The organism is Aquabacterium sp. A7-Y (genome assembly GCF_026153205.1).
Classification (GTDB): Bacteria; Pseudomonadota; Gammaproteobacteria; order Burkholderiales; family Burkholderiaceae_C; genus Caldimonas.
The window spans coordinates 1-552 of sequence record NZ_JAPFBW010000101.1 but is presented as its reverse complement, the minus strand read 5'-3'; the positions used below and the strand labels follow the sequence as shown (position 1 = coordinate 552).

Here is a 552-nt window from a genome sequence, read left to right as displayed (position 1 = left end):
TCGAGTACAGCTACGACGACGCCCACCGCCTGACCGGCCTCAAGGACGGCCTGGGCAACTCGGTGACCTACACGCTGGACAACGCCGGCAATCGCACCAAAGAAGAAATCAAGGACCCCGCCGGCGTGCTGATGCGCAACATGACCCGCGCCTACGACGCGCTGGGCCGCCTGAAAACCGTCACCGGAGGGCTGCAATGAACGGCCGCCCCACCCCGACCACAGACCACAACAACAATCACCCCTCGGGAGAGGACCTCGTGAGCAACCCCCGCCTGCCGCGTCGCCTGGTCCAGCGCGCCCTGCTGAGCGCCCTGGTCGCAGCGCAGCTGCTGCCCGTTGGCGCCTGGGCGCAGACGACGCCCACCCAGACCACCACCACGCACTACGAATACGACGCCGAAGGCAACCGCACCAAGATCACCGACCCGCGCTCGCAGGTCACCTCCCAGAGCTACGACAGCCTCTACCGCCTCAGGCAGCAGGTGCTGCCGGTACCGGCCACCGGCGCCGGCACCCCGGTCATCGACTACAGCTACGACAAACGCGACCA

Annotated in this window: 2 protein-coding genes; both read left to right on the top strand. The window is 67.6% G+C overall.

The window, feature by feature from the left end; translation table 11 throughout:
* Window positions 1–200: RHS repeat domain-containing protein (locus tag OOT46_RS30705; RefSeq protein ID WP_265407418.1), on the top strand; the 200-nt coding region annotated here is incomplete at its 5' end.
* Between the two features lie 59 nt (window positions 201–259).
* Window positions 260–552, top strand: a 293-nt coding sequence (locus tag OOT46_RS30700) for an RHS repeat domain-containing protein (protein ID WP_265407417.1), incomplete at its 3' end; no start/stop codon positions are given.